This window comes from Neobacillus drentensis, from assembly GCF_036962125.1.
Lineage (GTDB): Bacteria > Bacillota > Bacilli > Bacillales > Cytobacillaceae > Neobacillus > Neobacillus drentensis_B.
This window is the reverse complement of the sequence record NZ_JBALOA010000011.1, coordinates 175,500-200,783: the sequence shown is the minus strand read 5'-3', so window position 1 is coordinate 200,783 and position 25,284 is coordinate 175,500. Positions and strand designations below refer to the sequence as shown.

At 39.9% G+C, this 25,284-nt stretch carries 22 protein-coding genes and 1 pseudogene; 4 read left to right on the top strand and 19 right to left on the bottom strand.

The window, feature by feature from the left end; all coding sequences use genetic code 11:
• Nucleotides 1–36: 36 nt before the first annotated feature.
• The 3 genes from thrB to V7121_RS10820 form a co-directional block, all read right to left on the bottom strand.
• Nucleotides 37–954: a homoserine kinase gene (gene thrB, locus V7121_RS10830; RefSeq protein WP_335499182.1), complete on the bottom strand. Its 918-nt coding sequence runs from the start codon at nt 952–954 to the stop codon at nt 37–39.
• Nucleotides 951–2,246 carry a homoserine dehydrogenase gene (locus V7121_RS10825; protein ID WP_335499183.1) on the bottom strand — a complete coding sequence of 432 codons (1,296 nt, stop codon included), beginning with the start codon at nt 2,244–2,246 and terminating at the stop codon, nt 951–953. The genes thrB and V7121_RS10825 overlap by 4 nt, the downstream gene beginning before the upstream one ends.
• Nucleotides 2,247–2,493: 247 nt before the next feature.
• Entirely contained in the window at nt 2,494–3,618 is a 1,125-nt protein-coding gene (locus V7121_RS10820; RefSeq protein ID WP_335546559.1) for an HAD family hydrolase, read from the bottom strand.
• Between the two features lie 309 nt (nt 3,619–3,927).
• Between V7121_RS10820 and V7121_RS10815 the strand changes: the two are divergent.
• Nucleotides 3,928–4,359, top strand: a pseudogene (locus V7121_RS10815) (AhpC/TSA family protein); the annotation flags it as partial.
• A 180-nt stretch (nt 4,360–4,539) separates the two neighbouring features.
• Here the strand turns inward: V7121_RS10815 and V7121_RS10810 are convergent.
• The 10 genes from V7121_RS10810 to V7121_RS10765 all read right to left on the bottom strand — a co-directional run bounded on the left by V7121_RS10810 (nt 4,540) and on the right by V7121_RS10765 (nt 17,138).
• A complete protein-coding gene (locus V7121_RS10810; protein ID WP_335499250.1) occupies nt 4,540–5,964 on the bottom strand; it encodes an NAD-dependent succinate-semialdehyde dehydrogenase in 1,425 nt (474 codons plus the stop codon).
• A 37-nt stretch (nt 5,965–6,001) separates the two neighbouring features.
• Nucleotides 6,002–7,372, bottom strand: a complete 1,371-nt coding sequence (gene gabT, locus V7121_RS10805; RefSeq protein WP_335546557.1) for a 4-aminobutyrate--2-oxoglutarate transaminase — start codon at nt 7,370–7,372, stop codon at nt 6,002–6,004.
• Nucleotides 7,373–7,400: 28 nt separating this feature from the next.
• Complete coding sequence (locus V7121_RS10800; RefSeq protein ID WP_335499189.1) at nt 7,401–8,774, bottom strand: putrescine aminotransferase; 1,374 nt, start codon at nt 8,772–8,774, stop codon at nt 7,401–7,403.
• Nucleotides 8,775–8,798: 24 nt separating this feature from the next.
• Nucleotides 8,799–10,271, bottom strand: a complete 1,473-nt coding sequence (locus V7121_RS10795; RefSeq protein WP_335499252.1) for an aldehyde dehydrogenase family protein — start codon at nt 10,269–10,271, stop codon at nt 8,799–8,801.
• Nucleotides 10,272–10,480: 209 nt separating this feature from the next.
• Nucleotides 10,481–12,604 carry a sigma 54-interacting transcriptional regulator gene (locus tag V7121_RS10790; RefSeq protein WP_335499191.1) on the bottom strand — a complete coding sequence of 708 codons (2,124 nt, stop codon included), beginning with the start codon at nt 12,602–12,604 and terminating at the stop codon, nt 10,481–10,483.
• Nucleotides 12,605–12,719: 115 nt separating this feature from the next.
• The gene (locus V7121_RS10785) at nt 12,720–12,968 is read right to left on the bottom strand and encodes a biotin/lipoyl-binding protein (protein ID WP_335499193.1); all 249 of its coding nucleotides are present in this window, start codon (nt 12,966–12,968) and stop codon (nt 12,720–12,722) included.
• A gap of 21 nt (nt 12,969–12,989) precedes the next feature.
• Nucleotides 12,990–13,280 (bottom strand): SAV0927 family protein, encoded by a 291-nt coding sequence (locus V7121_RS10780; RefSeq protein ID WP_335499195.1) that lies wholly within the window; start codon nt 13,278–13,280, stop codon nt 12,990–12,992.
• 29 nt (nt 13,281–13,309) lie between these two features.
• Nucleotides 13,310–14,596, bottom strand: a complete 1,287-nt coding sequence (locus V7121_RS10775; RefSeq protein ID WP_335499197.1) for a Glu/Leu/Phe/Val family dehydrogenase — start codon at nt 14,594–14,596, stop codon at nt 13,310–13,312.
• A 219-nt stretch (nt 14,597–14,815) separates the two neighbouring features.
• Complete coding sequence (locus V7121_RS10770; RefSeq protein WP_335499199.1) at nt 14,816–16,177, bottom strand: APC family permease; 1,362 nt, start codon at nt 16,175–16,177, stop codon at nt 14,816–14,818.
• A gap of 358 nt (nt 16,178–16,535) precedes the next feature.
• On the bottom strand, nt 16,536–17,138 hold the full coding sequence (locus tag V7121_RS10765) for a cell wall hydrolase (protein ID WP_335546555.1): 603 nt from the start codon (nt 17,136–17,138) through the stop codon (nt 16,536–16,538).
• Nucleotides 17,139–17,505: 367 nt separating this feature from the next.
• Here V7121_RS10765 and V7121_RS10760 point away from each other — a divergent pair, with 367 nt between their 5' ends.
• Nucleotides 17,506–17,952 (top strand): Dps family protein, encoded by a 447-nt coding sequence (locus V7121_RS10760; RefSeq protein ID WP_335499201.1) that lies wholly within the window; start codon nt 17,506–17,508, stop codon nt 17,950–17,952.
• A gap of 143 nt (nt 17,953–18,095) precedes the next feature.
• Nucleotides 18,096–19,361: an FAD-dependent oxidoreductase gene (locus tag V7121_RS10755; protein ID WP_335546553.1), complete on the top strand. Its 1,266-nt coding sequence runs from the start codon at nt 18,096–18,098 to the stop codon at nt 19,359–19,361.
• A 55-nt stretch (nt 19,362–19,416) separates the two neighbouring features.
• Here the strand turns inward: V7121_RS10755 and V7121_RS10750 are convergent, their stop codons facing one another.
• The 3 genes from V7121_RS10750 to V7121_RS10740 form a co-directional block, all read right to left on the bottom strand.
• The gene (locus tag V7121_RS10750; RefSeq protein ID WP_335546551.1) at nt 19,417–20,400 is read right to left on the bottom strand and encodes a 2-hydroxyacid dehydrogenase family protein; all 984 of its coding nucleotides are present in this window, start codon (nt 20,398–20,400) and stop codon (nt 19,417–19,419) included.
• A 195-nt stretch (nt 20,401–20,595) separates the two neighbouring features.
• Entirely contained in the window at nt 20,596–22,272 is a 1,677-nt protein-coding gene (locus V7121_RS10745; protein ID WP_335546549.1) for an ABC1 kinase family protein, read from the bottom strand.
• Between the two features lie 68 nt (nt 22,273–22,340).
• Nucleotides 22,341–22,613 (bottom strand): AbrB/MazE/SpoVT family DNA-binding domain-containing protein, encoded by a 273-nt coding sequence (locus V7121_RS10740; RefSeq protein ID WP_335546547.1) that lies wholly within the window; start codon nt 22,611–22,613, stop codon nt 22,341–22,343.
• 197 nt (nt 22,614–22,810) lie between these two features.
• On the opposite strand from V7121_RS10740, the gene V7121_RS10735 reads away from it, so the two are divergent.
• Nucleotides 22,811–22,903, top strand: coding sequence for a YjcZ family sporulation protein (locus tag V7121_RS10735; RefSeq protein WP_335499211.1), 93 nt, complete (start codon nt 22,811–22,813; stop codon nt 22,901–22,903).
• Between the two features lie 77 nt (nt 22,904–22,980).
• Here V7121_RS10735 and V7121_RS10730 read toward each other — a convergent pair whose 3' ends face one another.
• The 3 genes from V7121_RS10730 to mgrA form a co-directional block, all read right to left on the bottom strand.
• Entirely contained in the window at nt 22,981–23,385 is a 405-nt protein-coding gene (locus V7121_RS10730; RefSeq protein WP_335499213.1) for a disulfide oxidoreductase, read from the bottom strand.
• A 1-nt stretch (nt 23,386) separates the two neighbouring features.
• Entirely contained in the window at nt 23,387–24,094 is a 708-nt protein-coding gene (locus V7121_RS10725) for a DsbA family protein (RefSeq protein WP_335499215.1), read from the bottom strand.
• Nucleotides 24,095–24,233: 139 nt separating this feature from the next.
• The gene (gene mgrA, locus V7121_RS10720; RefSeq protein WP_335546545.1) at nt 24,234–25,226 is read right to left on the bottom strand and encodes an L-glyceraldehyde 3-phosphate reductase; all 993 of its coding nucleotides are present in this window, start codon (nt 25,224–25,226) and stop codon (nt 24,234–24,236) included.
• Nucleotides 25,227–25,284: the final 58 nt, after the last annotated feature.

Below are 25,284 nucleotides of genomic sequence, written 5' to 3'. Positions count from 1 at the left end.
GCAGCATCTAGAAATTGTAATAAAAAAATGGAGAGATTATTTTACAAATCTCTCCATTTCTTTAACACTGCTTCCAATATAATCAATCGTAAGTAACTTTGCAGTCATTTCTGAAAATTGACTTATCAAGCCTTGTTCGAGCTTTTTCCCCTTTCCTTTCTCTGTAAAACAGAGTACAGTAGGGCCAGCGCCGCTCAGAGCTACTCCGAAAGCACCTAATGATTTTGCCACTTTTTCAATTTCTTGATAGCCGTGAATGAGCGGTTTTCGGTATGGCTGATGAAAGAGGTCTTGCTCCATCATTTTTCCAGCCAGCTCCCAGTTTTCAGTTAGTAGGGCAGCTACTAAAAGATTCGCAGTCGAAGAAGCTTGAATAGCGGTTTCACGGGTAAATTCTGAAGGGAGAACGCCGCGAGAATCCTTCGTTAAAAGAATTTCATTTGGGATGACTGCGACCATTTCAAAGGAAATATTAGAGATACTTAGCATGTCTACTTCGTTTTGCTGGTAGGCCCCAATAACCAATCCCCCGAAAAGGGATGCACCGACATTATCCGGATGGCCCTCAATCTCTGTTGCAATAAGTAGCTTTTCTTGCTGAGTTAAACCTATCCTTCCAACTGCATCAGCAAGTTCAATCCCCGCAATAATAGCTGCAGCACTTGAACCAAGTCCACGTGCTAAAGGAATGTTACTGTCGACTGTTATTTTGCAAGGCTGTAAATCAATTCCATACTTCGCAGCCGTTTGAATGGCAATTTGACAAATAAAATGAGTATCATCTGTTGGGAAGTCCATCAATTCAGCACTAGCAGACGAAACTTCCCATTTTACACTTTTCTCCACTTCCAATGACAAATACAAATTAACAGCAAGACCCATAGAATCAAAGCCAGGCCCTAGATTAGCTGTACTTGCTGGTACTTTTATTAAAAAACGATCATTTAAGTTCATAATGATTTCCGTACCACCTTATATGCACTTTTTATTTCCTTAACCGCTTGAAGATCATTTAATGCTAATAAAATTTTATCATAATTGGTTAAGGAGGCACGATGTGTGACTAACACAATTTCTGATGTCTCATTTTTCTTCACAGGAAGCTGTAGGATTTTTTCAAAACTAACCCCATATTTTGCAAAAATGGTTGTAATATCAGCAAAAACGCCAACTTCATCTCGGACATGAATCCTTAAGAAGTATTTAGAATATTTCTCACCATTATCTTTTAGCTTCTTTGGATATTGAGGTGTTACTGCACTACGGCCATTAACCCCAAGCCTTAAATTTTTAATCACCGCAACTAAGTCAGATACAATCGCAGTTGCCGTCGGCAAACTTCCCGCACCCGGCCCATAAAACATGGTCTCGCCTACCGACTCCCCATAGACATAAACGGCATTATACTCGTTTTGAACAGAAGCAAGCGGGTGATTATTGGATAAGAAGGTAGGAGCTACACTTACTTCAACTTTTTCCCCTTCACGATGGGCATAGCCAATTAGTTTCATGGTGTATCCCAATTGTTTTCCATAGCGCAAATCTTCATCTGTCACTTTTGATATTCCTGATACCTGAACATCTTCTAAATCGATATGCATAGAAAAACCTAGTGTTGCTAAAATGGTCATTTTACGAGCAGCATCTAGTCCTTCAACATCTGAGGTTGGATCCGCTTCAGCGAACCCAAGTTCCTGAGCTTCCTTAAGAACCTCGTCATAGGAACGGCCCTCTTCACTCATTTTTGTTAAAATATAATTAGTCGTTCCATTAACAATCCCCATTAACTGCTTAATACGGTCAGAAGCTAGTCCATCAACTAATCCTCTTAAAATCGGAATTCCGCCAGCCACACTTGCTTCATAAAATAAATCACAGCCATGTTCAGAAGCAACGGTTAACAACTCTGAACCATGTAACGCCATTAAATCCTTATTGGCGGTGACCACATGCTTGCCTTGGCTAAGTGCAGTAATTAAATAATCTTTTGTATCCTGTACACCGCCCATTACCTCAATCACTACATCTATTTCTTCATCATAAAGGATTTCGTCCGCATTTGAGGTTAACACTTTTGCATCTATTTCTACGGGTCTTGTTTTATGTAAATCCTGAACAAGAATCTTTTTTATGACAACAGGGCACCCCACTTGATGGATTAACTTATCTTGATTTTTTTTAATAATTTGGACTACCCCACAACCAACTGTCCCTAAACCTAATAACCCAATTGAGATTGCTTTCATGTTTTTCCCCCCCATGTATGTCCTCGTAAGACGCACAAATGTTTTTCTGTTGTAGACATTATATGATTCTCTTTACTTTTTTACAATAGATATGTTTCTAGTCTTCTAGTCTGTAAACGCTTAACTCCGTACCATGATAGGCTAATTTTTTTGAGCGAAATTTTTCAAAACAATATTGAAAATCTCCCCCATTTTTATCCTTGCCTAACTGTTTAGTTTCTAAGTGCACTGAGTAGTTCCTTTATTCCTATAAAATTCCTTTAATATCGAGCACCGAATCGAGAATATAATCTGCTTCATGTTTCTCAAAATCACTCCGTGCAGATTTTCCTGAGAGACCGGTCAACACGGCCGCAAACTTACAGCCCAATTCTCTTGCTGCTAACAAATCTGCTAACGAGTCCCCCACAACAAGAATGGTCTCCGCATCTGCAAGTGGCAGCTCTGCATCCAAACAATCCTGTACCGATGTTCCTTTTCCACGATGACCCATGATATATGTAAATGGATGAGGCTTTGACAGCGCCCCCTCGTCAGGAAACTCTTTCTCGGCCATTAATACATCATCAGCAGTAACAATTCGCTTTTCATCGAAATGCTTTAACCAATCTAAATGATAAAATGGCTGGATGGTTTCTAATTCAGGCCTGCCCGTCCCGATACCAATCGTCAAACCAGAGTTATTTAAAATTAGAAATAATTCCTCAATTTCCTGCTTAGGGGCTAAGGTTGTTTCATATGCCAAAAAGCCTTTTTTTCCAAGTTGAACCGAGGGTCTCCCAGTCGAGGCAAGAACATGCTTATCCCCTACATACCATTCCTGAGAAACATGCTCACAAACGTCCCAAAGTTCCCCTTTATGGAAAATCGAAGTTTCTATCCCCAGCTTTTCCTTTGCTAGCCCATTCAAATAGTTAAACAATTCCTGCTTCGTTGCATCTGAACGGACAAATTCCTTCACAAACAATCCAAAATCCAGTTTTACATCATAATTATTCAACACCGCGCCAATCTCTACTAATACTTCGCGATTAATTGGTGCCTGACACCATCGGTTAATTTTTTCAGCTTCCTTTTCCCTGATTTGCGAGAGCAGGTGGATGAGCTGGTGGCAGAAGGAAAGGTAAATCATGTCCCAGTTGGCGTTTAGACCACGGGATTTCAAAAACTTGAGAACTTGGTCCTTTTCAAATACGGTCTCTCTTATTTCTTTTATTTCCTCTTGATGATAATCAGTTTTATAGTGCCAAGGTTCAAGTCCCAAGTAATTAGAACTAATAAGCATTTCCCAAACAGTTAAGGCAGATGCATCAAAATAATGCTCCTCACTTAACAGAACCCCATCTACATCAAACAAAATTGTTTCAAACAACTACCCCACCTCATTCCCATGTACTTATTACGATATCGTAACATAGTAAGGTAAACGTTTTGAAGTAAATTTGTATAATAAACAGAAAATATTGTTAAATTGACATGCTTATTAAATTGTTATAAATTTAATCGTGCACGATTTACTTTACCAATAGGATCATCCACCTATTGATCACACTGAGGTGAGAACATGGAAATCACTCTAGAAAAACCATTTGAGGATACGAATCAACCCTTTAGAAATATCATCAAAAATCAAAAAAGCATTGTTGTTTTTGTTAGACACCCCGGCTGACCAGTTTGTCGAGAAATGCTTACGCAGTTGCGTGAGAGATATGAAGAACTTAAAGTGACAGGCTTTCAAATCCTTGTGATTACCCCGTCTCTTCAAGCGTATTTAGAGCAATTTGTTCAAGTATTTGGACCCTATCCATTCCCGATTTACGGAGATCCGGATAAAAATCTTTATCGTGAAATGGGTCACCAGACCATGCCAAAATGGAAGTTGCTCCTCCAAGCAGGAATGGCCTATCTTAAGCATGGGTCTAAAGCATTTTTGCCAGAAGATGAAGCACAAAAAAAGCTAGTCCAAAAGGCGATGAAAACCCATGATATCTATATCCAGGGTGGTACGTGGATTTATGATGAGAAGGGAAATGTTATTTGGAAACATATCGATTCAGAACCTGCCGATCACGCTTCAATTGATACTATCATATCCGTAATTAATCAACATTAAAAGAACAAGCCGCGTGACGGGATTCCCGACTGCACGGCTTGTTCTTTTTATTCAATCTACCCTTTAATTATTCTTTCTTTTTAGGATTTCATGTCCTTGTGGAGCTTTCAAGTAAAGCCAGCGAAACAATCATTAGAAAGAATACAGCTCCGATTGTTTCACTGGCAGTTTTTCACCACGTTAATTTAAATCCAACCCAATTGAAATATATTTTACTTCTAAGTATTCTTCAATCCCAAAATGACCACCTTCACGGCCAAGACCACTCTCCTTGTAGCCCCCAAATGGAGCTTGAACGACGGAAGGCAGGGCATCATTCAGGCCAATAATCCCGTACTCCAGCTGTTCTGTGATTCTAAAAGAGCGGCTTAAGTTTTCGGTATACACATAGGCAGCTAATCCGTAACAAGAATTGTTCGCCCGTCCAATTACTTCTTCCTCCGTTTTAAAAGTGGAAATCGGTGCGATTGGGCCAAAGATTTCATCCTTCATACATTCCATCTCATCATTAATGTTCGTCAAAATCGTTGGGGCATAGAAATAGCCATTATCCTTCACAGGCCCCGTCCCCTGATAAGTGACTATTCCCCCCTTTTCAACTGCTTCTTTAACCAGTCCTTCAACTTTTTTGTAGGCAGTTTGATCAATTAATGGACCAATATCCGTTCCCTCTTCAAGTCCGTTACCAACCTTTAGCTTTTCTAATTCCGCTTGAAAAAGCGTGATAAATTCATCTGCAATCCCCTCTTGAACATAAATGCGGTTAGTACAAATACACGTTTGGCCCGCATTGCGAAATTTCGATTGTACCAGTCCTTCAGCAGCCTTCGCTAAATTTGCATCATCCATCACGATAAATGGAGCATTCCCGCCAAGCTCAAGTGAAACCTTTTTGACTGTTTCCGCGGCACCGCGCATTAACCTCTTTCCCACCTCTGTCGACCCTGTAAAGGTTATCTTTGTGACGCGGGGGTCCTTCAGCCACGTTTCGCCTATTTCTGCCGACCTCCCCGTTATCACGTTCAATACCCCTGCAGGAATGCCTGCTTCATGAGCGAGCTCAGCTATTTTTAATGCCGTCAGTGGTGTTTGATTTGCTGGCTTTACAACAGCCGTACAACCTGCGGCAAGCGCGGGTGCTACTTTTCTAGTAATCATTGCGGCTGGAAAATTCCAAGGAGTAATTGCTGCGATCACCCCTACTGGTTCTTTCCTAACTAGGATTCTTTTATTTGGATGACTTGCTGGAATCGTTTCACCATAAATCCTTTTCCCCTCTTCGGCATACCAAGAGATAAAGCCATTGGCATACTGAACTTCCCCAAGAGCTTCCTTAAGAGGTTTACCCTGCTCCTTTGTCATGATTCGAGCAATTTCATGCTTGTTCTGGTCAATTAGGTAGAACCACTTCATCAAGAGCTGGTACCGCTCATCCGCTGTTTTTTTCGACCAGATTTTAAATGCTTTATGGGCAGCATCTACCGCTTGTTCTGCCTCATAAGCACCGCCTGTTGGCACCGCACCTATAACCTCTTTAGTGGCCGGATTAATCACTTCTGTTAAAATCTCGTAATCATTGCCAACCCATTCTCCATTGAGATACATCGGATAGATTTGATAATTTTGTTTTATACTATCCATTTTATTCCCCTCCAACCGATATGGCAGGATTATTTTTATAAACGGCTTCGAAGGCTTCCTCAAGAATTTGCAAACCTTCTTCCAGTTGGTCATCAGTGATGGTAATTGGCATGAGCAGACGAATGACATTGCTGTAAATCCCAGCACTTAGTAACATCAAGCCGCGTTCACTAGCAGCTTTGACCATTTTCCCTACTGCCTCTTTATCCGGTGATTTTGATTGTCTATCCTTGACGATTTCCATGGCACACATCGCACCGAGGCCGCGGACATCACCGATTCCCTCAAACCGATCAGCTAGAAGGTGCATCTTTTCAAGGACACGGTCTCCAATTTTTCGGGCACGGTCATTAAGTTGTTCACTTTCGATAATATCTAATACGGTCAGTGCAGCCCTGCAGCCAAGCGGACTTCCCGCATAAGTTCCGCCGATTTCACCAATGTCGGCAGTATTCATTATTTCTGACTTGCCAATCACACCGCTGATAGGTACACCTGCCCCCATCGATTTCGATATTGTTATTAAATCAGGAACGACGCCAAAATGTTCAATTGCAAAGTATTTTCCAGTCCGTGCGAATCCAGTTTGGATTTCATCAGCAATAAACAAGATGCCATACTGCGTGCAGATTTCTCTTACCCGTTTCACAAAGGCAGTGTCAGGTACGATAAACCCTCCTTCACCTTGCACAGGCTCCATCACGACAGCAGCAATTGTTTCAGGAGCGACTTCGGCAACTAAAAACTGTTCAAATTGTTCAATCATCATCGCACTATATTGCTGCTCATTCATTCCTTCTGGCCGGCGGTACACATAAGGATATGGCGCCTTATAAACCTCGGGGGCGAATGGCCCAAACCCATATTTATATGGCTTTACTTTACTAGTCATCGTCATCGTCATTAATGTCCGGCCATGGAATCCCCTTGTAAACGAAACAATTCCCTGACGTTTGGTGTATTTCCTAGCAATCTTTACAGCGTTCTCAACTGCTTCAGCACCACTGTTAAAAAAAGCGGCCTGCTTTTCAAATTCACCCGGCGCAAGCTCACAAAGACGCTGGGCTAAAGCAATATATGATTCATACATCATCACATTAAAGCCCGTGTGGATATATTGACTTGCTTGTTCCTGCAGAGCTCGAACCACTCTAGGGTGGGAATGACCCACATTCATCGTTCCAATAGCACCAGCAAAATCAATATAACAATTACCGTCCACATCTTCTACCAGAGCTCCTTGTGCTTTTTTTACAAAAGCTTGACAGTTATTGCTGATTCCTTTTGGGACATACTTATTTCTCCGCTCCAATAATTCCTTTGATTTGGGCCCAGGTATCTCTGTTTGGAGCTTGACATATTTCTTTTCCACTTGCTTGCTCCCCCTTTTAAGTAAATCGTTAAGCATTTATTTGCTCCAGTACTTCTTTGAAGGTTGAAACGACTTTATTAACCTCATCATAACTAATCGTTAGCGCTGGCTCGATACGAATAGTTTTGGAGTTTATTAATGTCCCAGCCACTAGGACCCCACGATCAAACATTCCTTTTGATACATCGTAGCCGATTTCATCTTGGTGGAATTCTATTCCGATCATTAGGCCTTGCCCACGGATTTCCTGCACTTTATCCTCATGACCAACTGCTGCATTTTTCAGTTCCTCAAGGAAATAGGCACCTACTTCAGCGGCTCTTTCCGGTAATTTTCCTTCAATTAAAACGCCAATCGTTGCAATCGCAGCCGCACAGGCTAGTGGATTGCCGCCGAAGGTTGTTGTATGCATAAACGGATTATCAAACCAGCTCTTAAAGACATTTTCAGTAGCTACCACAGCACCTGCTGGCATCACGCCGCCGCCAAACGCCTTGGCTAGACAGATAATATCTGGAACAACTTCATATAATTCTGCAGCGAACATTTTTCCGGTACGGCCCATTCCTGTCTGTACTTCATCAAAGATAAGCAAGGTTCCGTATTGATCACAGAGCTCACGGACTTGTTTTAAATAGTTTTCGGGTGGAAGAATAATTCCTCCCTCACCTTGAATCGGTTCTAAAATAACTGCTGCCACATCTTCACCAACGGAAGCACAAACCTCAAAGGTTTTTCTCATCATGTCAATATCACCAAAAGGCACATGACGGAAGCCAGGGATTAACGGTAAGAATGGTTTACGGAACATTCCTTTCGCCGTTCCTGACAATGAACCTAAACTTTTTCCGTGAAACGCTCGAGTGGTAGAAATAAACGTCGTCCGCTCACTGTACATTTTCGCTAGTTTTAATGCCGCTTCCACACTTTCTGTCCCACTGTTTGTAAAGAAAGCATATTTCAAATCACCTGGTGTGATTTCAGCTAGGATTTTTGCTAACATCGCTCGCAGTGGATCGAGCAAATCCTGGCTATGAAGTGCCTGACGTTTTAACTGATCCGTTACCGCCTTTACTACCTTTGGATTTCGGTGGCCGACATTATAGATGCCGAACCCGCCAAGGCAATCGATATATTCTTTTCCATTGACATCCTTGAAGCAAGAACCATTATCCGACCATTCCACTGCAGCAAATTGGCCGCCTTCAGTAACTGTTTTGCGGTATTCAAGGAATCCCGGATTTACATGCTCACGAAAACCGTCAACAGTTTCCTTAGTAATCCAAGAAGCTTCTGCTTCAGTAATTTCCTCTTTTTCTATTAAGCTTAAAACCTTATTAATATATTCACTTACATCCTGATTTAGCTTACTTTTTAACTCATGATTTAAATCGATACTCATATATCTATTCCTCCTATTTTATGATTAGTTTGAAAACCAGCCAATTGGCTCCACCTGCAGATTGATATTGATTTGTTTTATTTCTTGAAATTCTTCAAGCCCAAATGTTCCAAGGCTACGGCCAATTCCACTTTGCTTATAACCGCCCCAAGGTGCTTCGTTATATGTCGGATGATAGGAATTGATCCACGTTATCCCTGCACGCAGCTTTTTAATGACCCGTAAACCCTTCGCGCCATTATTAGTAAATACACCACCGGCTAACCCATAAACGGTACCATTCGCAAGTTTAATAGCTTCTTCTTCATCTGTGAACTTCTGGATTGTCACGACAGGACCAAAAATTTCCTCCTGAACAATTCGCATCTCTTGGTTCACATTAACAAAAACGGTTGGTTCAACAAAGTAACCTTTTTCTAAACCATTGCTTGTGATTCGGTTTCCGCCGCATGCAACGGTCGCTCCTTCTTGTTTGCCTATTTCTATATAGGAAAGGACTTTTTCTAAGTGCTCTTGACTCACCAGCGGGCCCATTTCGGTTATAGGATCATTTCCTGGCCCTACTTTAATTTGCTTGGCCCGCTCGACGAAACGATGGACGAATTTATCATAGATTTCTTCTTCGACGAGTATCCTTGAACCAGCAGAACATACTTGACCAGAACCGGCGAAGATACCAAATAGTGCATAGTCAACGGCCGTTTCAATATCAGCATCAGCAAAAATGATATTAGGCGATTTACCGCCAAGCTCTAATGATACCTTCTTCATCGTATCCGCTGCGGTTTTCATAATGTGCTTCCCTGTTTTCGTACCGCCGGTAAACGAAATCATATCCACCTCGGGATGGGAAGCGATTTCATTTCCAACCACCGCTCCAGCACCCATGACCAGATTTGCCACCCCATTTGGCAAGCCAACTTCTTCAAAAATCTCAAATAGTTTTTTGGGGGTTATTGGTGTCACTTCAGACGGTTTAAATACAATCGTATTTCCAGCAGCTAAGGCTGGGGCAATTTTCCAGACACTCATTAACAGCGGATAGTTCCAAGGAACAATCAAGCCGCACACACCGATCGGCTCACGGACAACCATTGCCTGCATCGGGTCGGCAACATGATAGGTCTGTCCATCTGGCTTGGTAATCAAGCCTGCATAATAGCGAAAACAAGCCGCTGCATCCCCAACATCGAAGCCAGCTTCTCTTAATGGTTTCCCGTTATCCATCGTCTCTAACTCAGATAATTCATCGGCATATTCTTCAATTTTGTCAGCAATTTTTAATAAATAGGAGGCTCTTTCCTGAGCGGATATCCCAGACCAAACACCCTCTTCAAAAGCTTGCCGCGCCGCATAAATCGCCGCACGAGCGTCAGCAACCGTTCCTTCAGGGGCATATGAAATCACTTCACCATTTGCAGGATTAATTACGGGGCGTGTTTCTTGATTTTCGGCATCTTTCCACTCACCATCAATAAACATCTTCAGGTTTACCACTCGTTTTTTTACCTCGACCATTTAAATTCCTCCTTTATTCACCCTCACTAACAATTATTGCAAGATTCGTGCCAACTAAAGAAACATAGCAAAATAGTTTTCTTTTGCAATATTAGAAAAAATGCCTATTCATTTTTGCATAACCCTATCGTATTTTGCATAATAAGAAAAGCCGCGGAAGATCGTTTGATCTATACCGCAGCTTTGGATTAAAGGCCGGAAAAGTTTTCAATTTTAATATTTTTTTCGTGGAGTATCTTTTGATACTTTCTACTAACCGAGGATTGGCTAATCCCCAAGGCTTTTGCCGCTTTTGTTGTTGTTTTATATTGGTCCATCGCCATCACAATTAACTGCTCCTCGACATGATCGATGGCCTCTTGCAGTGGAATGACCCTTGTAATGACTGGCTTCATCTTTTTATTTTCAAAACCCATCGATAAAAATTGGCTGACGAACTCAGCATCAATCGCTGGCTGTTCTGCAGTAACTACTAATCTTTCAATAATATTTTGAAGTTCCCTGACATTTCCCGGCCATGGATAAAACTCCAGTACATTAACAGCATCAGGTGTTAGATGGTAATTCCGTTCATATTTCTCATTCAATTGCTGTAGGAAATGGAAGGCAAGCAAGGAAATATCCTCCGTCCGTTCCCTTAATGGCGGGATATGTATTGGTATGACATTCAAGCGGTAGAACAAATCTTCACGGAATGTCCCTTCCTCTACCATTTTTTCTAATTTTTTATTTGTCGCCGCAATAATCTGCACATTCACCTTAAACGGGGTAGTGCTGCCAATCGGAATAACCTCCTGCTCCTGCAGTACTCGCAACAGTTTTACCTGGAGATGTATAGGCATCTCACCAATTTCATCGAGGAACAAAATTCCCCCATCGGCCTGTTTAAAGTATCCATCCTTCCCATTCTTATCGGCTCCAGTAAAAGCCCCTTTGGCATATCCGAATAGTTCACTTTCAAGTAAGTTTTCTGGAATTGCTCCACAGTTTAATTTAAGAAATGGTTTCACCTGGCGCCTGCCTAATTGATGGATTGCTTGAGCAATTACCTCTTTACCAACGCCCGATTCACCGTAAAGAAGCACGGTTGAAGAAAAGTCAGCAATTTTCTTTGCTTGATTGATAATCTTCTCCATCTTCGGACTGCAGTATATAAGCTTTTTCAAAAAACGGTCCTTACTTTTAAAATCATCTAATTCCTTCTTATATTGTTCTGAGATCTTTTTTATTTCCTGCAGTTCGCTTTTTAGCCTTGTTGTTTCGGTAATATCACGCGAGGCAATGATAATCCGGTCTAATTCATTTTTTTCATTAAAAACAGGATTTCCAACCGCAAGTATTTTTCTTCCTGCCTTTGTTTCTTGGACTACTGAGACCTTTTTTCTTTTTTCTAATACTAGTCTAGTCACTGAAGGCGTAAACAGCCCTTGGTCCTCAAGTTCAAGAATATTTTTTCCAATTAGTTCGTTTAAATCGACCTTCCAGAAATCTTGAATAATATTTTCACTGAACCTGATCAGTTCGCCCTTGTTATTCACAACAAGGATTTCATCATAAATACTCGACAAAATCGCATGTAAATCCTTATTTAAATCCTTAATATATTCAATTTCCATAGCCATTTCTTCAACCATTGGCAGGTCCTGTGCAACAATAATAATCCCATCGACTTCATTCTCATAGTTCAAAATCGGGCTATAGTCGACGAGAATTCCAATTTCATTTTTGATGACTAGATGATTAAGAAGCGTCTTACCGGTGGTAAATACCTGATCAAGATGGGTACGGCTAAATATTTCTGCTGCCGGAAGATTCATTACCTTTTCTGCAGTCGACCGAATCATTTTTAATCCAGCTTCATTATAATTAATAATTCTTTTTTCCCTATCTAATACAAAAATTCCCATCGGGATCGAGGTAAGAATAATCTTCAATAAGTCGACACTTTTATTTTCCTGTTTAAAAAGCTCGGCCAGAACATCTTCCCTACGAATATAGCCTGCCGGAAATCCTTCCTCACCTTTAATAATCGCAAAGGGCTCGCCAATTATTTGGAACAATGCAGGCAAAGAAATTTGTTCGCTAAGATGGCAGATACTTTCTAGCGATTTCGCTTGTTCAAGCAGATAGTCAATCGAAGCATTTTCTCTTTTATGGTTTTCCAGGATGACATATGCAAATAACTGATTTTGTCTTTTTAAAAACAAAAAGGGCTCTTTAAGGTTATTTAAGGTTGATTGAAAAACTACTTCACTTTCATCCACGTCCACTGAAATAATTGGTTTCACTTTTTCTTTGGCAACAGAAAACATCGTTTACTTCCCCCTTAACACCTTGTCACTCTAATACTATCACTTTATATAAAATATTTTATAATATTGCAAAAAAAAAAAAGAAGATGAGCGTCCCATCTTCTTTATCTCGTCATTAATCACTGCCGGTAACAAATAAGTCTTCTTTGATATAAGCGAGGACCATTCCTGGAACCACATAATCCCCTTCCTGGACTTCAAGCGATTCAACTTCACCGCTCAAACTAGTTTGAACAGTTTCTAATTCACCTGATTCTGATTTAATGATAAATAAGGTCTCCCACTCATAGATTCTTGACTCATCCAAGATTGAGATTCTTTCCACTTTCCCATAACATGGGCTAAGAACCACACCATAATACATGAACATACTCTCCTTTTTCGTTTAATACTGCTCTTGAAAAGGCCGTGGTTGTAATACTAAACTGAAAAATTCTTGAAACTCTGGGATATCTTCTGCTTCGATACCAAGTCTTTCCGCCCAATGATTATCTAAATAGGTATCCTCTTGGCATAGTAAAACCATTTTCCCTGACTGTATTGAAGTGACCATTGCTTTTCCAAAGAATTGCTCCGAATAGCCAATTGTCAAATCGTAGCGGTGGTTGTTTGAAATTAGACAAAAGTAATGTAATAGCTGCTGTTCCTTTTGTTCTGCTAATATATCCAGTTTCATATATTGTCCTCCCTTTTTCATATTTATTATTAATATTTCAACCAGCCACGAAGTCTCGAAGCCTCAGCAAGCTTTTGAATCCCTTCGATATAAGCAGCAATTTTCATATTTACACCATACCGTTTCGAGGTCTGGTAAACCTTTAAAAAGCTGTCCGTCATTTTTTCCTTGAGCCGCTCATCTACAGTTTCCTCCGTCCAGTAATATCCTTGATTATTTTGACACCATTCAAAATAAGAGACAATTACACCACCAGAATTGGCAAGAATATCCGGGACCACAAGGATCTGCTGTTCATCTAGAACCTTTAAAGCTTCTTTAGTGGTCGGTCCATTGGCGGCTTCAATGATAATTTGGCAGTTTAGTTTCTTGGCATTATACTTGTTAATAACCCCTGAGATGGCAGCCGGGATGAGAATATCACATTCTTTTTCTAATAATTCCTGGTTTGAGATCGCACTAGAATAATAATTAGATACAATGCCAAAGGAATCTCTATTTTCCAACAAAAATGGGATATCCAGGCCATTCTCATCGTATAAGCCGCCGAGCATGTCACCGATTCCAATTACTTTTGCCCCCAACTCATATAAATACTGGGCAAGGTAGCTACCGACATTTCCAAACCCTTGAATGATAACACGGGTATCTTTTACCTGCATTTTCTTTAATTCACAAACCATTTGGAGCGTATATAAAACACCTTTTGATGTCGCCGTTTCCCTGCCCTTGGATCCCCCAAGTGCAATTGGTTTTCCTGTAATAAAACCAGGGGAGTCAAATTCGCGGATATGGTCATATTCATCAAGCATCCACGCCATAATTTGCGAGTTCGTATACATATCAGGTGCTGGAATATCTTTCGTTGGACCAACCAGTTGACTAACTGCCCTTACGTAACCACGGCTCAACTTTTCTAATTCATCTAGACTCATTTTACGAGGATCACAAATGATTCCGCCTTTAGCACCGCCATAGGGCAGGTCAGTTATACCACATTTTAAGCTCATCCAGCCCGCCAATGCTTTTACCTCATCTGCTGTGACATCGGGATGAAAGCGAATACCCCCTTTGGTTGGTCCTGATGCATCATTATGCTGTGCACGATACCCCTGGAATATCTCTGTCTCTCCATTATCCATTCTAACCGGGATACTTACTTCTAAAAATCTCATTGGCTTCTTTAGAAATTCGAATACTTGCGGTGGATAGTTCAGGATGTTTACTGCTTCTTTTAACGTTTCCTGAAACTCTATCAGGGAGTTGTCCTGTTCTCTTTCTTCCGTATTCTTCATGTCGAGAGATTCGATTGCCATTCTAACACCTCATTTTTTATTGTTACCTAAGGTTAAAGCAAGTTTCGTGCCAATCCATCACCCGCAGTTTTTACAGCTTAAACTAGGATAAATGCAATGTGATTATGAGGAAATGATTTAATTATTCATTTATGCATAGATTATTAGGCATTCTAAATTTTCCTCACTAACTCTCTTATCCAAAGCAAAAACCAGGCATCAAGCCTGGCTCAGGTAACTTTATAGGGAAGTGGTACTTTCCGCGTCATCGATACTTAAATCCGCAATTTTGATTTTGAAGAACCTTGTTTGGAATAGCATATAAATCACACCAATGCCAATCCAAACAATTCCGCCAATCAGTGCATCAAATTGTAAGTTCGCCCACAAAATGCCTGTTAATCCTGCTCCAATAATCGGCATAATTAGGAAGGAGAAAATATCCTTAGCTGTTTTATATCTCTTCTGTCGAAAAACGAAATGAGCGATTACCGAGAGGTTGACGAACGTAAACGCAATTAAAGCTCCGAAATTAATAAAGGAGGAAATCAATTCAAGACTTGGGGCAATCGCAAGTAAGGATACCACACCAACTAGGATGACATTAAAAATGGGAGTCCTAAATTTTGGATGAACATAGCCAAATGTCTTTTTTGGTAGAACACCATTTCGTCCCATAACGTACAAAAGCCTTGACACACTTGCGTGGGAGGCAAGTCCTGAAGCAACAGTTGCAGCAAAAGCACCAGATAGGAAAATCAGTTTAAAGATAGTTCCACCCACAAACAAACCAATTTCAGGTAAGGTATCATCGGTCACTTTAAACCCTGAAACATCAGGAAATAAGGCTTGCGCAAAATAACTACAGACAAAAAAGATGGCTCCTCCTATAAAGACCGTTAGCATAATCGCTCTCGGCATCGTTTTTTGGTCAATTGCTTCTTCGGCATACATGGTTACTGCATCAAAACCAATAAAGGAAAAACACACTACAGTTGCCCCAGTCAAAATGGCTCCGAGATGTATATCGGAATGGAAAAGCGGGGTTGTTGTGAAAATGGTTCCTTGTCCCATTCCTTTAGAGAGTTGGACAAAGGCAAGAACAATAAATGCGCCAATTAAGACTACTTCAAAAAGAACCAGCAGGGAATTTAAACTGGATGTTTTTCCCATACTCCAGGCATTAATGGCAGTGACAATCGCAACATAGGCAACCACCCAGATCCAAGCTGGAATACTAGGAAAGACAGATACCATATAAATGCGAATAATCAAAGCATTCACCATTGGAAGCAATATATAATCAAGTAACGCTGCCCAGCCGACTATGAATCCGAGATGCGGGCTTATGGTCTCCCGGGTATAGGTATAGGCAGACCCCGCACTCGGAAAGACCTTAACCATTTTTCCATAGCTGATCGCCGTAAATACCATAACAACCAATGCAGCAATATATGCAAGAGGGACCACGCCATTTGTTTCTTCAGAGACAATTCCAAATGTATCAAATACAATCGTTGGCGTCATATAACCCAATCCCAGCATAACGATTGCCCAAAGCCCAAGTGAGCGTTTAAGAGTAGTATTCTCCAATTTAACCATCTCTCCTTTAGTATCCGGATATTCACTTATCAAAAAAAAACGATTGTAAGCATTTACATTTTGTTTTAACAGGGATGGAGTTTTACACTTAAAAAATGATTCGCCTCCTTTATTTTACCTAAAATTCTAACTATTATAAATAATTGCAACTTTCGTGCCAAGTTTAATATATTGAGTCAATGCCTACTACCAAACCTCTTCTTGTTAATTTATTCTCTATTAAAAAAGAAATTCAGTTTGATTTTTATGTAATATTGCATAACCTACTCTTTTTTGCATAAAAAAACAGCGAATTCCATATTTAGGAACTCACTGTTTCTTCGATTTTTCCAATATTAAAGGGAAATTAGTTAAAAGATTATCTCGCGAAACGATGATTACCGATTGTTACCGTCACGGGACGTGAATAGACCCACTTGCTAACAGCAGTTTTGGGATTATAGAAAAATAAAGAGCCGTTTCCTTGTCCTCTAAAGGCAAGTGCTTCATTCACAGCTTTTTTCGAGACTGCATCTGCTGCTTTATTAATCGTGCCATTTTTCACAGGTGTGAAGGCATAGTAACCATTCGACTTTTCATAAATAACACTCTTAACTGTATTTGGGAAATCAGGACTTGCGACGCGGTTAAGAATAACTGTAGCAACAGCAACTTTTCCTGCATATGGCTCACCTACTGCCTCAGCTCTTACTAAGCGGGCCATCAAGTCTTTTTCTGCTGCAGTAATTGTAGAATTTGGGATAATTAGGTTTGTTCCTGCATATAAAAGATTGCTAGTTTTATTATTAGCTTTTAATAGACTATTAACGGTTACCCCGTATTTCGCTGCAATTTTCCAATAGGTTTCACCTGATTGGACTTGATGCGTAGTTGTTGCCGCTTCTGTTGTTCCAGTTAACGTTACTGCTGACATTGATAAAATTAGTCCGGTTGCAATTAATAGTTTCTTTAATTTATTCATAGATTACCCTCCCATATTTGTTTTCCGCTTCTCTATACTATTAAGGCTAACAGTTGTAACATTGGAATTCATTAACCAAAAAGTGGTAACTTTGAACCCACAAAAATAGCGCCCACCATGAAGGCATTTAGCTGCCACCTGGGATATTTCACCAATAATTTATCTTTTCCATTAAGTGGGACAGTTGGATAAGAAAGGACCAATTATTACACTTTATTTCAGCCATGTAACAATCAAAAATGACCTTTATACCTTTGAAATCCTAAGTTTCTTCACCAAATTGACAACAAATTTCTTGAATTCATACAGGATTTCACCTCAAATTTGGGTAATAATAAATATAGAGTTAAATAAGGAGGTTATTTAGATGGAAAATCAGTTAGTCAGTGTACTTAATAAACAAATTGCAAACTGGTCTGTTTTGTATACGAAATTACATAACTATCATTGGTATGTGAAGGGTGGAAACTTTTTCACATTACATGTCAAATTCGAAGAGTTTTATAATGAGGCCGGCCTGCATGTCGATGAACTTGCAGAACGCCTGCTCTCAATCGGTGGAAAGCCAGCAGCAACCATGAAGGAATACTTAGAGATTTCTTCTATTAAAGAAGCATCTGGAAATGAGTCCGCAGATGAAATGGTTCAATCAGTTATCAATGACTTCTCGATTATTATAGGTGAGTTAAAAGAAGGCATGAACTTTGCGGAAGAGAAAAATGATGAAACAACAGGTGACATGCTGCTTGCGATTCATTCTGAACTCGAAAAGCATGTGTGGATGCTAACTGCTTTCCTTGGCAGATCAATTTAATCTTTCATCATCAAAGCAAACAGTCCAATACATTTATTGGACTGTTTTGTTATTTATAATAATTATTAAAAAGTATTGACTTTTATTTAATAGTTACATTATTATAATGTTAAAGATATACATAAAAATTGGAGGTTTGAAACTTGTCAAAGCCTGAGGTTATCGTTTACAGCAGCACTGGCTGCCCCTATTGTGAAAAAGTAAAAACGTTTCTTAAAGATCATGGATTTGAATATGAAGAGCGAAATGCGTCTATACATAAGGAATATTTTGATCAATTAAAGGAACGAAAAATTTATGGAACTCCTGCCACACTGATTAATGGAAAGCTTGTACTAGGTTTTCAAGAGAAAAAATTTAACAAACTGCTTGGGCTATCGGAAGATCAAGTTTCCGCTGAGAACCTATCAAAGCCAGAAATTAGTGAAGCAACTGAAGAATCAATCTTTCAATCAGTCAATCAAAAAGTTCTCGAAGATGTCTATGATTTTGTCACCATTGGCGGCGGTCCCGCCGGAGCATCTGCAGCTGTTTATGCTGCACGAGGGAAATTAAAAACACTTGTCATTGATAAAGCTCCAAAAGCTGGTACACTTGCAATTACTCATAAAATCGCCAACTATCCAGGTGTACGTGAGGAGGTAACAGGGCTTGAACTGTTAACAAGAATGCAGGCACAAGCGAAAGATTTTGGGGCCGAATTTGTTCGTTCCACCGTCTTGTCGGTTGATTTTTCTGAGGATATTAAAAAAATCGAACTAGCTGAAGGAACCATTAAGGCTAAGAGTGTATTTATTGGAGTTGGCGCCAAAGCCCCTTCAGGTAAAATCAAAGGGGAAGAAGAATTTACCGGGCGCGGGGTAAGCTATTGTTCTACCTGTGATGCCGCCTTTTATCAGGACCGCGTTGTGGCTGTTGTTGGTGATAATGATGAAGCAATCCATGAGGCTGAAACATTGGCCAAGTATTGTAAAACGGTGAAATTGTTAATTCCAACTGAATTAAAGGGCGACGTTGATCTTTCACTATTAGAAAATAATGCTAATGTAGACATTTATAAACGCCACCGTGTCAGAGAAATTATTGGAACCGATAGTGTCGAGCAAATTGTTGTCCTTACTGATAAAAAGGAAGAACAAGTGTGGGATGTCGATGGAATTTTCTTATACCTCGGCGGAATGATGCCAGGAACAGATTTCTTAAAAGGGGCAGTCCTACGTGATGAAGAAGGCTATGTCATCGTGGATGAATACCTCCGCACAAATGTTGATGGCGTATTTGCCGGCGGTGATGCAAGACGTACCCCTATTAAACAAGCGGTAATCTCGGCAGCAGATGGTGCGATAGCAGCCTTAAGCGCAGAGCAACACGTCAATAAACGCACCAAACTTCGTCCGCAATATTCATAGCGCAAGCGCTTATTATCCTATAAAAAAAGACGGCATCCGCCGTCTTTTTTCTATATTAAACTAGAATTGTCTCTTTACTTACCCCATTAATAACATATGAAGGTTCCTCGCCGTTTAGGACCTTGACAATGTTTCCAGCTGCAATATTTGCCATCTCATCGCGGGCTTCAAACGTAGCATTTCCGATATGCGGAGTTAATACAACGTTTTTCAGCTTTTTCAAACCTTCACTAATGACCGGTTCGAATTCAAATACGTCAATGCCGGCGCCTTCAATTTGTTTCTCTTCTAAGGCCTTTATAAGCGCTGCTTCCTCAACAATTGGTCCACGTGCGCAATTAATTAAATAGGCGGTTGGTTTCATTATTTCAAATTGCGCCGTGCTAAACATATGCTTCATCGTTGGATTGTAGGCACAATTAATCGTAATAAAATCAGCCTCAGCAATTAATTCATCAAACGATACATAAGTCGCGTTTAATGTATTTTCAATTAACGAGCTTTTGCGATTAGGGCCGGTATAGAGCACCTTCATGTCAAAAGCGGCTGCTCGTTTCGCAACTGCTTGACCAATCTGCCCAAAGCCAACAATGCCGATGGTTTTCCCAGTTACTTCACGACCGCGGAAATAGAGTGGTGCCCAGCCGTTGAAGCCAACTGTACGACAAACTTCGTCCCCTTCCGCTACTCTTCTTGCTGCGGCTAATAACAGTGCAATTGTCAGGTCAGCGGTTGCTGCAGTAGAAGCTATTGGTGTATTAGTCGTTGGAATTCCTTTCGAAGCGGCATGTTCAAAATCAATATTATTAAAACCCGCTCCATAGTTTGCAATAATTTTTAAATGGGGGGCTTGGTCAATTATTTCTTTCGTTACTGGTGTTGATAATAAACTTAGCAAAGCATCCTTATCTTTGATTCGCTCTTTTAATTCTGCTTCTGTAATCAATTTCTCTCCTGCAAACACTTCAACCAAGTGATCCTTTGCTAACATATCCAATCCCTTTTGCGGAATCTCACCTGCTACTAAAATTTTTGCCATTGCCTAACACCTCTTCGAGTAAAATGACTGACTTTACTATTAATCCAGCCTTATTATTATACTATAATAATAAATATGAAAATATTAATTTTTATAAAAGTTTATGTGGAATTTCAAAACGATAACTAGCTTATCCTGATAACATAAAAAAGGGCTGACGCTAAGAATACACTTAGTGTCAGCCCCTAATAACGGTTACTCTTTCGCTTTTCTAAAGTTCGGATGTGGTCTCCGTCTTCTTTTTTTACCTGAAGCTCCGCCCGCCTGAGAAATGGTGATTAATCCACCTAAACACATCATGGCAATACTGACTACTTGATGACCTGTAATTAATTGGGCACCAGCAATCAATAATCCTGTTCCGAACATCGCTATGACTATTTTCCTCGATTGGAAAGCTTGCTGCTCGATAATATTTTTTTCAAATGCCTTGGAAGGATGAATTCTAATTTCTCCTGATTCAAGCTGATCAATCAAGTTAAATACTTTTCGGGATGTTGGAATGACTTTTAAAAAAGTAGTTTTGATTTGGTCCAGCACCGTCTCCTTAGCGGGGTTAACAGCATCACTACTCATGATATCTTCCACATATGGCTTCGTATTCTTGATGATATCAAATTCCTTATCCAACCCGTTACAAATGCTAAAAACCGTCATAATTGCTTTTCCTAAAAAGGTAGTTCTAGAAGGGATTTGAAAAGGCTGTTCATATAAAAACTCCCGCAGTTCTTCTAGAAATCCCTCATTATTTATCTGTTCCATTTTAAATCCATCTTCAGAAAAACCTGTTAGTAGAACTTTTACATTCTTTGTTAGTGCAGACTTATCCGCCTTTTTTCTTAAAAAGCCTAAATCGTTAAAGGCTTCAACAATTCCACCGGCATCTTTCAGGTAGATAGACATAGCAAGCTTGACCATATTTTCCTTCATAGCATTTGAAATATTTCCGACCATACCAAAATCAATGTAGCAAAGGGTCCCATCCTTTTTTACTAAAAGGTTGCCAGGGTGGGGATCGGCATGAAAGAACCCATCCTCCATCAATTGCTTTAAATAAGATAGATAAAGGATTGACGCTAGATTCTTCTTGTTGATAGACATACCCTCAAGTTTATCTACCTCATTAATTTTTACACCTTCGATAAACTCCATAACGAGGACCTTACTTGTAGTAAGATTCCAATAAACCTTTGGTGTCGTCACCCCAGGAAAATCACAGAAAGATTCCTGGAAACTTTCAATATTTTTTGCTTCTTTAATATAGTCAAGTTCATCGGTTATGACTTCTTCAAACTCCTGATAAACATCCTTTAAATCAACAAATTTGCCTACTTTTGTAAACCTTCTAGCAAAGGCAATCAGTATTTTCAAAGTGGTTAAATCCAGAGCAACGGTGGCTTCAATTCCAGGGCGCATAACTTTAACCGCAACATTCTCGCCATTTTTCAATACCGCTTTGTGCACTTGACCTAAGGATGCTGCCGCAACGGGATCTTTAGCAAAGGAATCGAACACCTCAGAAACCTTACCGGACAGCTCTTCTTCAATTCTATTAACGGCAATCTCTGAATCTACTGGTGCAACTGAATCCTGCAATTCTGATAAGATGTCAGTATATTCCTTTGGTAAGATATCAACCCTAGAGCTGACAAATTGCCCCAGTTTGATAATAAGGCCGCCCATTTCTACTGCAACTCGAGCAAACTTTTTAGCTTGGGCAGTGTAAATGACCTTGTACTTTTGAGTGACTTTATCTTTATGGTAAAACTTTTTTGTTTTTCCCAGCCACCAAAATTGCATAAAAAATCCAATAAACATAAAAAACGTTTGTCGAAACCTCTTGTTGAATAGTAAGCGAGTCATCTCACGCATCCTTGTCCACACCTTTCATAGTTAGCACCACGGGACAAGCCTGCGTGGTTTACTTTCCGAACTACAACTTACTCTTTTTCTTCTTCTTCTTCGATTTCTGTTTTTTCAAAAATTTCTTTAGCAATCTTCTCGAATCTTTTTGACTTGTTAAAGAAGAAGTTAGCAAACTTGTTCATAATTTCTGATTTCACTAAAATCACAGTACCCTTTCGCGCATCACCAAAAACCACAAACTTCTCTCCGGACTTAATACCTAGTTCCTCTCTTGCTTCTGATGGGATTACCACCTGACCTCTTTCACCCATACTGGTTGTTCCAAAAATTTTCCCATGATTCATCATGATCACTCACCTCTCTTCTGTAGGATAATTCATACTTTTCATACCAACAACATAATTCACAAATTATACATATGGCGATATTTTGACCAACGGGAACTAAAATTTCAAACCCTTGTTAAATCTTCAACGTTTGTCCATTTCATTTCATGTGGCCATGCATACATTGTAATTAGTATAGTGATGGAGGTGATATTCATATGTCAGAACACGGCCGTAACAACAGCAACTTCGCTTTAATTGTTGTGTTGTTCATTTTATTGATCATTGTTGGCGCATCCTTTATGTACTAATTGCTAGTTAAGCTAGGCAATTCACAGAAAAGAGCGGCGAACCCATTGGTTCACCGCTCTTTTTAATAGTTGCTTCTTTACTTTTTATTGCGAGAAATCATCAGTAAACAGACTGTAATAATCGTAAACGCTATGAAGGCTAATAACGGAATGGTGATAAAGCCAAGCCAGTTGATATAATCCTTCGAACACGGAACTCCTGTTGTACACATTTCAAACTGCTGTAAATACGGTATTTTTTGTAATAACGTATGATATCCAGCAATCAGCCAGCCGATAATCGATAATGGCAGGGCATATCGATAAATGCTTTTATCATTCCAGTAAACGGCCACTCCTAAGATGATGGCCAGCGGGTACATGAAGATCCTTTGATACCAGCAAAGCGTACAAGGGATAAAATGCATAACCTCACTAAAATATAAGCTGCCAAGCGTAGCAACGATGGCTGCTAGCCAGGCAAGCAGTAAGGATTTATTCATATTATTCACCCTTTGCTGCTTTCTCTACCATTTCTTTCAAGTCATCAATTGTTTGTCCCTCGAACTTTTCCCCATTAACGAAGATGGTTGGAGTTCCCGTAACACCTAGATTCTTTGCATATTCCATATCCTTGTCCCAAGCCTTATCAGGTTGTTTATCTTGAAAATTCTTTAATACTTTGTCAGCGTCACTATCGCTGGCCACTTCTTTTAAGGTAGTAACCAAGAAATCTTCGGTGAAATAGTCCATCTTCTCATATTTCGGATCTTCCGGTTGCTTTTTATAAAGGAGGTCATGGAATTTCCAAAATGTCTCATTACCAAGTTCTGCAAAAACCGATTCGGCAAATTTTGCTGACCGGATCGAGTCTACGTTAATAAAGGAATCATTCATGAAATAAAACTTAGCTTTACCAGTATCGACCAATTCCTGCTGGATAATTGGAACAACATCCTTGGTAAAGTTTTTGCAATTCGGGCATTTATAATCGCCGAATTCAATGATTGAAACTGGGGCTGATTCCTTGCCTAGAAACGGCTGATTGCTATAATCAATTTTTGTGGAAGTTGTTTTATCCAGTTGTTTTGAATGATTTCCTAAGAATATAAAACCTAAAATAAAAACAGCAACCAATCCAACCATCCAAAAAACAAATGTAGATGATGATTTCGTTTCTTTTTTCTTATTTTTATTCAAATTTTTTGCCATAATAATCTCCTTTTTATGAATGAGCGTTTTCATTAGTTAGTATAAATATCACTTATCCGCTCGAATAATGCAAATAAAAGGTTCCCCTTTCCCTATGAAAAAAATGCCATCTGAAATGGCATTTTTAATGGTTAGCTAACTAGCTTTTAAGTATATCTTCAATCATTGCTAACTCTTCTTCAGTAAATTCAAGGTTATTTATAACAGCGACGTTTTCCTCAATTTGACTCACTTTACTTGCCCCAATAAGAACAGAAGTAACTTTGCCGCCGCGTAAAACCCAGGCAAGCGCCATTTGTGATAAACTTTGACCACGCTCTACTGCCATTTTATTTAGTTTTTGGACTCTTTCCACTACCTCTGCCGTCACATGCTCTTCGCGTAGAAATCCTGTCGGTCTTGCTGCCCGAGAATCGGCAGGAATACCTGTTAAGTACTTATTGGTTAACAAACCTTGAGCCAACGGACTAAAGGCAATTGAACCAACCCCATTTTCCTGTAATACATCCTGCAGACCGTCCTCAATCCAGCGATTGAACATGGAGTATTTTGGTTGATGGATTAATAACGGTGTCCCTAACTGATTCAAGATTTTGATAGCTGCAGCTGTTTGTTCCGCACTGTAGTTAGAAATCCCCACATACAATGCTTTCCCTTGCCGAACAACGGAATCTAACGCTGCCATCGTTTCTTCAATCGGTGTATTGGGGTCAGGACGGTGCGAGTAGAAAATATCCACATAATCCAGTCCCATCCGTTTCAGACTCTGATCTAAACTTGATAACAAGTATTTTCTTGAGCCCCAATCTCCATATGGTCCCGGCCACATCGTGTATCCTGCCTTGGTAGATATGATCATTTCATCACGATAGGGAGCAAAATCTGTCTTTAATATTCGACCAAACATTTCCTCTGCTGACCCTGGTGGCGGACCATAATTATTGGCTAAATCAAAATGGGTAATCCCTAAATCAAACGCCCTTCTTAACATCACCCGCCCATTTTCATATGTATCGACACCGCCAAAGTTATGCCAAAGTCCAAGTGATACTGCCGGTAGCAGTAATCCTGAACGGCCACTGCGATTATATTTCATGGATTCATACCGATTTTCTGCTGCTTGATAGACCATGTTCCTTGCCCCATTTCTATAATCTTTTGCTATGTGCTAAATATACCATATCTATTAT